The sequence below is a fragment of the Acidobacteriota bacterium genome (assembly GCA_016196035.1).
GTDB lineage: Bacteria > Acidobacteriota > Blastocatellia > RBC074 > RBC074 > JACPYM01.
Genome location: JACPYM010000005.1, coordinates 119778 through 128455, shown reverse-complemented (window position 1 = coordinate 128455; position 8678 = coordinate 119778). Strand labels below are relative to the sequence as shown.

Here is an 8678-nt window from a genome sequence, read left to right as displayed (position 1 = left end):
CCACCTGCCCACTCGCCGCGTTCCAGACGCGCGCCGTTTTATCGTCACTGGCGGTGACAATGAAGCGCCCGTCCGGACTGTAAGCCGCGCTTCTAACGTAAGCCGCGTGACCTTTGAGTTCGGCCACCACCTGCCCACTCGCCGCGTTCCAGACGCGCGCGGTTTTATCAAAACTCGCGGTCACGATGAAGCACCCGTCCGGGCTGTAGGCCGCGCTAGTGACCGAATGTGTGTGGCCTTTGAGTTCGGCCACCATCTGCCCACTCGCTGCGTTCCAGACCCGCGCTGTGCCGTCGTCACTGGCGGTGACGATGAAGCGCCCGTCCGGACTGTAGGCCGGGCTAGTGACCGAATCCGTGTGGCCTTTGAGTTCGGCCACCTCCTGCCCGCTCGCGGCGTTCCAGACGCGCGCCGTTTTATCCCCACTCGCGGTGACGATGAAGCGCCCGTCCGGACTGTAGGCCGCGCTCCAAGCCGCACGCCATACGGAAGCACTCAAATCAAGGTATTGATCAACCGGGCTATCAGCTTTTTTCTCATCCGTCTTCGCGGGATTTCTGAACACTGCTCGCAGCGGATTCCCCACCAAAAAACCACGCAGGCTGTCTTCGGCCATTACTGTCCGCATTGGATTCCCCACCAAAAAGCCGCGCAAGTTGTCTTCGGCCGTTAGGGTTTGAGTCTGTTTCAAGGCCTCGTTGTTCAGGGCAAGGCTCCGATCGGGATCAATATCCCGTTGTGCGATTGCATATGAAGCCAATGCCTGTGATGTTGCAGTTTTAGCATTCTTTTTTGCCTCCTCGGCGTTTTTGCGCGCTTCTGCCGCATTTTCATTTGCCTTTGTCTGCTGGCGTTTTGCCTCTTCGGCATTGGCTACGGCAATGGCTTCCTGGTTGTAGGCATCACACACCGCCACGGCTGCTTTATCAGTCATTTCATTGGCAAGTTGCTGTTGTTTTTTCGCTTCGGAAGTGGCTTGGCTAGCTCTTTGGCCTTCTGTTCTTGCCTCGACTGTTCTTTGCTGGATCAAGTAAGCAGCGGCCAAGCCGCCCAACACCACGAACACACCTGTCGCCAGCCATTGCAACCGCACGCGCGAATTACGGCGCGTGTATTTGAACAATTTGTCTATGCTGTCAGCAACATTCAGCGAAGGGGTACCTTGCTCCAAAGCTTGCGGCGCTTCTTCCTCAATCCAAGTCAGGTCGGACTGACAAATCAAGTCTCGTGCAGGTAAAGCTAATTCGCTTGTAATTCCAATAGCATTTCTCAAGCCAAAATCTATTGGCACAACCCGCCGTCCCGTGCCGAGGAAATACTCGACCTCTTGCTGCACATAAGGCGAATGAACCAACGCGCGCTCGGTGCCGATCAGCACAAGTGTGGCGCTACGGCTGAGGCTGCGTTTGAGGTCACTGGTTAGCGCACTTCCTGGCGGCAGTTCATCAAGATCGAGGAAGCAAGTGAAATCCAATTGCTGCAATTGATCGCGCAGTTTGATTGCGTACTCACTGCCATCGCGGCGCGCATACGAGATAAAAATGTCGTAGCGGAACCGGAAGCGGAACAGAAAGCGGAAGAGAAAATCAGATAGCTGTGTGATCCATTGCGTCAGCATCAACAAACTCCTTGTTTCATTTGATGGGGCAATTCTCCGCATGGCGGCGGTTGCCGGGAACGGCACGCGCGACTGCTGGCGGTGCGGGCGCGGCGGATTATAGGCGACTTGGCGTGGACGCAAAACGGCGGCGGAAGTGCTGGGCGAGACAGGCATTCCCAGGTCTCGCTTAATTCGACGAGGTGTGATCGTGGATGATCTTCCAGCCGTCTTTGAATTTGCGAAAGACCAATGTGAAGCGCCCGCTGAGTTCCTTGCCGTCTGACAGCTTCAATTGAAACTGCCCGCGCACAAAAGCGGCGGCGGGGCCGAGTTGCTGCACATCCAGATCGAGAAAGGCCAGCTTGCCCATCTCTTTGCCTTCGGCCTGATAGGTTTTGCGATAGCGTTCGAGCGTGGCGTCCCAGCCATTTAATTTGCGCCCGCCAGAAACGAAAGTGAGGTCGGGCGATTTCCAATATCCGACCATGAAGGCTTCCAGGTTGCCCGCGTTCCAGGCGGCGACCTGCTCGTCCAGCACTTTGCGGATGGCGGCAGCGGCTTTGGCGTTTTGCGCCTGCACGCACAGGCTCAAACACAACCAGACCACCACGCCAACCCACACACGCGACTTATTCTTTTTCATGCTTTGCTCTCCCATCTAGTTTCGTGAAGTTCGGTTCTCGCTGTCTGCCACCAGAGCATTCCCTGGCGGCACGTCTCGCCCATGCGCCCGGCACTCAGCGCCGCCTTTCGCGCGCTTGGTACGACTGGTATAATCTAGGCCACAATGACGGGCAATTATTTTTAGACTACTCCGAAAGAATCCGGAAAAAATTCTGCGCAAGAACCTGAGAAAAATTCGGGCGCAGGTTTGCGTGGTCGTTTACAGCTAAGCACTATGGATAAATTGAACGAATTGACCGATGGGTTGGAAGAATTCTTCCGCCGCTCAAAGCTCGGCGCGCTGGCCGTGCTGGCGATGGTAGCGGGCGGATTGACGGGTTTGGTGGTGGCCTATCAACTCAATTTCACCAGCTATGCCGCTGAAGTGGACGCGCTGGCCGACTATCGTCCGGCGGAAATCACCAAAGTGTTTGCCGATGACGGCAAGACAGTGATCGGCGAACTGGCGCTGGAACGTCGCATTCCGCTGAGTTATGAGCAAATTCCCGCGCGCATGCGCGAGGCCATTATGGCCATCGAAGACACGCGCTTCTTCGATCATTTCGGTCTCGATCCCTATCGGTTGGCGGGTGCGGTCGTACAAAGCCTGACGCGCGGCACGCGCGCCAAAGGGACTTCGACCTTGACCCAGCAATTAGCGCGCGAATTATTTCTGAGCAAGGAACGTTCGTGGGTGCGCAAATTCAAAGAAGCCATTTACGCCTTGCAGATCGAGCGCGTTTACACCAAAGAACAGATCTTTTCGCTTTATTGCAATCAAATCTTCCTAGGCGGCGGCGCGTATGGGTTTGAGGCCGCCGCGAATTATTATTTCAGCAAATCGCTCAAGGACTTGAGCCTGGAACAGTACGCGTTGCTCGCGTCGTTGCCCAAAGCGCCGCAGCAGTATTCGCCGATCCTGCGCCCCAAGGCCGCCAAAGACCGGCGCAATCTAGTCTTACAAGCAATGGCCGAAGCCGGTTTCGTCTCGCAAGCCGAGGCCGATATTGCCAAGGCCAAACCGCTAGGCACCAATCCCAACGAAGTCCGCAACAAGAACGACAAATCGCCCTACGCCTACTTCATCGAAGAAGTCCGGCAGGAATTGCAACGCGTGCTGGAACGCAATTCACAGGATGCGATGGATGTTTACAAGGCGGGCTTGAGCGTTTACACGACGCTCGATGCCGAAGCCCAAAAACTAGCCGTCGAAGCCGTGCGCAAAGGCGCGCGCAATTATCAAAAGCGCCACGGCTGGAAAAGCATCGAGTTCGAAAACATCCTCGACCGCGACGACGCCACGACGCTCGAAAATTATCAGCATTACACCTGGTCTGCTGTCGCGCCCAAAGTCGAAGAGATCCTCACCGGCGTGGTCAAAGAGGTGAATGAGCGCGCGGCGCTGGTTTCGTTCGGCTCGTTTTCGGCGCTGGTCTCGGCAGCGGAAACGGGTGCTGTCAACAAAGCGCCCGGCAAACTTTTCAAACGCGGCGACCTCGCGCAATTCCGCGTCGAAGCCGTAGACGAAGCCAAGAAGACGCTCAAGGTCAAGCTGGAACCCGAACCCGAAGTGCAAACGGCGCTCGTCTCTATCGAATCCAAAACCGGCGAGATCAAGGCGCTGGTGGGCGGCTATGATTTCTCGACGACCAAGTTCAATCACGCCACCCAGGCCAATCGCCAAACCGGGTCGGCCTTCAAACCCTTCATCTATGCCGCCGCGCTCGAATGGGGTTTACGCCCCGATGATGTCGTGGACGATGCGCCTTTCAAACGCGGCAACTGGCAGCCGCACAATTACGACGATCAATTCATGGGCGCGATGCCGATTCGCAAAGCCTTTGCCCTCTCGCGCAACATTCCGGCGGTGCGCGTGCTGGATGAAATCGGCATCAACAACGGCGTGAACATGGTCAAGCGCATGGGGCTGCCCAATCCGATGGCGCCTTTCCTGCCCTCGGCGCTGGGCGCGACCGAAGAGCCGCTGCTGCCGATGGTTTCGGCCTATTCGGTATTCCCCAACGCGGGCGTGCGCGTCGAACCGGTCTGGATTCGCAAGGTCGTGGATCGTGACGGCAACGTCATCGAAGAAGCCAAGCCGAAATCCTACAAAGTGCTGAGCGAATACGTCGCCTCGCAGATGGTTGACCTGATGCGCGGCGTGGTGCTGGAAGGCACCGCGCGCGGGGCCAACGCCGCTGGTCACGAAGTCGCGGGCAAGACCGGGACGGTCAACGAATTCAGCGACGCCTGGTTTATCGGCTACACGGCCAAATACACGACCGGCGTGTGGATCGGCTACAGCGACTCGAAACAAACGCTGGGCAAAGGCGAATCGGGCGCTTCGGCGGCGCTGCCGTTCTGGAATGAATTCATGAAGCCGTTCATGCAGGACAAGCCGAAAGAAAAGTTTCCGAAAGCGCCCCCACTCCCGGATGATTTGCGCCAGTTGCAGTTAACGCGCGCGCGCGAACACGCCAACGAACGCTCTAAATTGGCGAGCGCCAAAGGCGACCTGCTGCCCGGCTCAAGCGACTTACCCAATCTCGACCCGCTGGGCGGCCGGTCGGGTGGCGCAACGCGCGACAATGCGCCCGCGTCCCCACCCGCGCCGGTCGTGAACAAACCCGAACCGACGCCCAGACCCTTGCCGCCTGAACCCACGCGCGTTGAGTCGCGGCCCAAAATCGTGCGCGCGCCGACGCCCGAACCGACGCCCGAACCGTCCAAGAAGGGCAAAAAGGGCAAGGGCAACGACAACTGATTTTCACCACCAACCATCAACCTTAAACGCTATCCAAAGGAGCAAAGTCTCATGAGCATCGCTGATTCAATTTTGCCGGAACTCGAACAGGAAGCTGCCACCACCAAACGGGTGCTGGAGCGCGTCCCCACGGACAAACTCGATTATTGTCCGGGGCCAAAGGCCATGACGCTTGGTCAATTGGCCTACCACGTCGCCACGATCCCCGGCGGCATCGCCTCGTTTCTAAACCTGGATACGTTTGAAGTCCCCGACTTTGGCAACCCGCCAGCGGTCGGTGCGGCGGCGGAGTTGCTGCCCTTGCTCGATGGCAGCGTGGCCCAGGCCAAAGAACTGCTCGGCCAGTGGGACGACGCCCGCATGCTGGCGACTTTTTCGGTGACGAATGGCGGCAAGACCGTGCTGGCCGCGCCGCGCATCGGCATCGTGCGCTCGATCATGCTCAACCACTGGTACCACCATCGCGGCCAACTCTCGACTTACCTGCGCGCCCTCGATGTGCCGCTGCCTTCGATTTACGGGCCGAGCGCCGATGAAAACCCTTTTGCCTAATTTGATTGCGGATTGCGGATTTTGAGACTACCCAATGAATGAACAACCAAAGCTTGATCTTGATGATGAACAGCCCTCTGAAACCCAGAACGCGGAACCAGAGTTAAATCCGCAATCCGCAATCCCCAATCCGCAATCGGTTGAATCCGCAATCCACAATCCGCAATCGGATGATTCCGTCATCTACCTCCCGCCGAAAGCAGAAGCCCCAATCCCTGATCCGAAATACGCTAATTTCAAAGCCGGTTTTGCCGCGCTGATCGGTCGCCCGAACGCGGGCAAGTCCACCTTGCTCAACGCCCTGATCGGCGAACACATTGCCGCCGTTTCAAACAAACCGCAAACCACGCGCACGCGCATTCGCGGCATCGTCAATCGCCCGGAAGGCCAGATCGTTTTCGTAGACACCCCCGGCGTGCACAAACCAGGTTACGCGCTCAACCGCCGCATGATGGGCTTCGTCTCCGACGCGCTGCTGCAAGTGGATGTCGTATTGCTGATGCGCGATGTCACCCAACGCTTCGGCCAGGGCGAACGTTTTACGCTGGATTTGGTCAAAGAGGCCAAGAAGCCAACCTTTTTGCTGCTCAACAAAATTGATTTGGTCAAAGACAAAAAAGCGCTGCTGCCGCTGATCGAAGATTACCGGCACGAATACGAATTTGCTGAAATCCTGCCGCTCTCGGCGCGCACGGGCGCCAATCAGGATGTGCTGGTCAGCAAGCTGCTCGAACATTTGCCCACGGGGCCGCCGCTCTATGAACCGGAACTGTTCACCGACGAGATGGAACGCACGCTCGCCGCCGAAATCGTGCGCGAAAAGATTCTGGAAATCACGGGCGACGAAATCCCTTATGTCACCGCGGTGCGCACCGAACTGTGGGAAGAAACAGAAGACGTGACGGAAATCAATTGCGTGATCTATGTCGAGCGCGACTCGCAAAAACCGATCCTGATCGGCAAGCAGGGCCACATGCTCAAAACCATCGGCACGCGCGCGCGCCGCGACATCCGCAAACTGCTCAACCGTCCGGTGCGCCTCTTCCTGTTTGTGCGCGTGCAAGAACAATGGCGCAACGATCCGCATTTGCTGGATGAACTCGGCATCGAAGAAACCAAACTGGGGTAGTGAAGAGCAAGCCGCAGATGAGCGCAGAAATACGCGGATAAAACCTGTTATTCATCTGCGTTGGTCTGCGTACATCCGCGGCGAAACCTCTTTCGCTAAAGCCCGCCGGCAACCGTAGCAAATCTCAAATGAAAATCTGGCATGCACTAGAACTGGAAATCGCCAAAGCCGCCGAACAGGCTGTCACACCGCAGCTTTGGAACGCAGGCACGACTGGCATCGAAGTTTCGGAAGACACGCCTGACCGCCTGTCATTGCGCGCCTATTTCGACGCTGCGCCCGATGCAGCAAAGTTACGAACTGAGATTGAACGTGCGTTGGGGTTCATCGGCCTGCCCGCCACTGCCTTACAAAAACTCGAAGCCCTGACCGTTGCGGATCAGGATTGGCTGGCCGAGTGGAAAAAAGGTTACGAGCCGATGGAGATCGGCGCGCGGCTACTGGTCACGCCGTCGTGGAAACGCGCACAGGTGGACGCGACCGCACGCTTGCTCATTCAAATTGATCCCGGCATGGCCTTTGGCACCGGCACGCACGAAACGACGCGCGGCTGTTTGGAACTGCTCGAAAAATACTGGCCGCCCAAAACGAACGCCCCCGCCTTGTTGGATGTCGGCACCGGCACGGGCATTCTGGCGATTGCGGCGTTGAAGCTCGCGCCCAACGCGCAAGTCATCGGCTTTGACGTTGACCCCGAAGCCATCATCGTCGCTGAAGAAAACGCCGAGATCAACGAGGTCAGCGACGCCTTGACGCTGGAGGTCAACAAACTCTCGTCGTATCGCGGCCAGGAATTCGATGTCGTGCTGGCCAACCTGACCGCTGATGTGATCGCCGACCTCGCGCCCAATTTCACCCAAGTCATCAAGGGCCAGGGCACGCTCATCGTCTCCGGCATCCTGCGCGAACAGGGCGACGACGTGCTCTCGCTGCTCGCCCGTTGTAGCTTTGATTTGCTGGAAAGCAAACCCGACGGCGAATGGGTTTCGTTCGCGCTGCGCTCGCAAAAAACTCAACGCATCTGATGTAACCTGGAAGCATTTGCACAGGCTGGACAGGGTTTTCAGGATTCACAGGATGGGCCTGGAAAGAAATGGTGTTCCAGCTTCCCTGCTTCCTGTGAATCCTGAAAACCCTGTCCAGCCTGTTTAATGTTTTCGAGTTCAATTATTGGGCACCTATGCAACGCCATCGCTTTTACGCGCCACCCGCACAAATCAACGGCGCACTCATCACCCTCGCCGATGACGAAGCGCATCATCTCGCGCGCGTCTTGCGCCTGCCCGTCGGCGCGCCGGTTTTTGCCTTTGACGGCTGCGGACAGGAATACGTCTGTGAAATCAATCAAGTCGGCAGGCGCGGCGCTGAACTTACGATCATCGAGCAACTCACCAACACGGTCGAATCGCCGCTGCAACTCACGCTGGCCGTCGCCCTGCTCAAAGGCGACAAATTCGATTGGGTCGTGCAAAAGGCCACCGAACTCGGTGTCACCCGCCTTGTCCCGCTGCTAACCGAACACAGCGACATCCGGCAACTCAAAGCCGAACACAAACTGCAACGGTGGCAACGCATCACGCTCGAAGCGTTGAAACAATGCGGGCGGCGCACGTTGGTCGAAATTGCTGAGCCGCAGAGTTGGCCGAAATTTTGCGCTGAAGAAATCAGCAGCCTGAAACTGATCTTGTCAGAACACGGCGGGCAACGGTTGCATGCGTTGCCGCCAACGGCAAATTCCGCCTGCGTCGCCGTCGCCTCAGAAGGCGGTTGGAGCGAGACTGAATTGGAGGTAGCCACGCAACACGGCTTCGTGCCTGTGCATCTGGGCGCGCGCATTCTGCGTGCGGAAACCGCCGCCATCACGGGCGTGGCGTTGTTGCAACATCTGTGCGGCGATCTTTAGATCAGTTTGTAATTGAATGTACGGGAAAAGCGCGGAGCAGCGGGACGGTACCGCGCGCGTCAGCAAG

The 8678-nt window shown here is 57.6% G+C and carries 7 protein-coding genes; 5 read left to right on the top strand and 2 right to left on the bottom strand.

Going from position 1 to position 8678, the window contains the following annotated elements:
• Both HY011_02045 and HY011_02040 read right to left on the bottom strand, forming a co-directional pair.
• The coding region (locus HY011_02045) for a TIR domain-containing protein (protein MBI3421698.1) at positions 1-1618 on the bottom strand (1618 nt) is incomplete at its 3' end.
• A 169-nt stretch (positions 1619-1787) separates the two neighbouring features.
• On the bottom strand, positions 1788-2243 hold the full coding sequence (locus HY011_02040) for an SgcJ/EcaC family oxidoreductase (GenBank protein ID MBI3421697.1): 456 nt from the start codon (positions 2241-2243) through the stop codon (positions 1788-1790).
• Positions 2244-2498: 255 nt separating this feature from the next.
• Here HY011_02040 and HY011_02035 point away from each other — a divergent pair, with 255 nt between their 5' ends.
• From HY011_02035 to HY011_02015, 5 genes are all read left to right on the top strand, one after another.
• Positions 2499-5027 carry a PBP1A family penicillin-binding protein gene (locus HY011_02035; GenBank protein ID MBI3421696.1) on the top strand — a complete coding sequence of 843 codons (2529 nt, stop codon included), beginning with the start codon at positions 2499-2501 and terminating at the stop codon, positions 5025-5027.
• 51 nt (positions 5028-5078) lie between these two features.
• Entirely contained in the window at positions 5079-5579 is a 501-nt protein-coding gene (locus HY011_02030) for a DinB family protein (protein MBI3421695.1), read from the top strand.
• 34 nt (positions 5580-5613) lie between these two features.
• Complete coding sequence (gene era, locus HY011_02025; protein ID MBI3421694.1) at positions 5614-6708, top strand: GTPase Era; 1095 nt, start codon at positions 5614-5616, stop codon at positions 6706-6708.
• A gap of 128 nt (positions 6709-6836) precedes the next feature.
• Entirely contained in the window at positions 6837-7733 is an 897-nt protein-coding gene (gene prmA / locus HY011_02020) for a 50S ribosomal protein L11 methyltransferase (protein MBI3421693.1), read from the top strand.
• Positions 7734-7888: 155 nt separating this feature from the next.
• Positions 7889-8611, top strand: coding sequence for a 16S rRNA (uracil(1498)-N(3))-methyltransferase (locus HY011_02015; protein MBI3421692.1), 723 nt, complete (start codon positions 7889-7891; stop codon positions 8609-8611).
• Positions 8612-8678 lie beyond the last annotated feature (67 nt).

What these genes read in the sequence shown, in the direction of transcription:
- era (MBI3421694.1), top strand. Translation starts at nt 5,614, where the DNA reads ATGAATGAACAACCAAAGCTTGATCTTGATGATGAACAGCCCTCTGAA.
- prmA (MBI3421693.1), top strand. Translation starts at nt 6,837, where the DNA reads ATGAAAATCTGGCATGCACTAGAACTGGAAATCGCCAAAGCCGCCGAA.
- HY011_02015 (MBI3421692.1), top strand. Translation starts at nt 7,889, where the DNA reads ATGCAACGCCATCGCTTTTACGCGCCACCCGCACAAATCAACGGCGCA.
- HY011_02030 (MBI3421695.1), top strand. Translation starts at nt 5,079, where the DNA reads ATGAGCATCGCTGATTCAATTTTGCCGGAACTCGAACAGGAAGCTGCC.
- HY011_02035 (MBI3421696.1), top strand. Translation starts at nt 2,499, where the DNA reads ATGGATAAATTGAACGAATTGACCGATGGGTTGGAAGAATTCTTCCGC.
- HY011_02040 (MBI3421697.1), bottom strand. Translation starts at nt 2,243, where the DNA reads ATGAAAAAGAATAAGTCGCGTGTGTGGGTTGGCGTGGTGGTCTGGTTG.